We start from the raw sequence: 690 nt of genomic DNA on the forward strand, positions 1-690 counted from the left end.
GGTGCGGAAGCCCGCTGGACACAGGGGCTGGACACGTTCGGACAGCAGGTGGCGCACACCGTCATGGCCTCGTGCGCGTCAAAGGGCGGCTTCGACCTCCCCCAGGACGCCCCGCCGCCCGCGTTCATCCGCCTCTTCGAGCTGCCCGACCTGGACTTCATCGCCCGGCACGGCTTCAGCCACAGCGCCGAGGTTCCCCTGCCCGCGGCGCCCGCCGCCACGGGCCGCTCCGGCTCCCCCGACGAGGTGCGCCGCTGCCAGGATGAGGGCGCCGCCGCCGTCGGCGTACTGCGCGGCACCTACGCATCGCTCCAGGCCGCGTGGTTCAAGGAACTCGGCTCCCTGGACGACGACCCCGCGACGGTCGAGGCCTTGGCCGACCTGCCCGACTGCCTCGCGGGCCACGACATCGAGGTCTCCGACGAAGACGGCTTCTTCCGCCACACCGACACTCGCCTGCAGTCCGTCGCCCCGGCCGACCTCCCGCGCGAGAACCGTGTCCTGGGCAGCGCGTACGCCGACTGCATGCGCCCGGTGGAGGCTGTCCGCGAACCGATCCGCGAACGGTTGCGCACCGACTTCCTCGCCGACCATGCCGCCGAGCTCGACAAGGTGCGCGAGACCCTGGTCCCGTCCCTCCGGGGCGCCGAGGAACAGCACGGTGTCCGCCTCTCCTTCCCCGCACCCTGA

1 protein-coding gene is annotated in these 690 nt (G+C 72.6%); it reads left to right on the forward strand.

Annotated elements, in window-relative coordinates; translation table 11 throughout:
• A partial coding sequence (locus tag AB0C16_RS40180; protein WP_357691407.1) for a hypothetical protein occupies positions 1-690 on the forward strand: 690 nt, incomplete at its 5' end.

It is taken from the genome of Nonomuraea sp. NPDC048916 (assembly GCF_040649575.1).
Taxonomy (GTDB): Bacteria; Actinomycetota; Actinomycetes; order Streptosporangiales; family Streptosporangiaceae; genus Nonomuraea.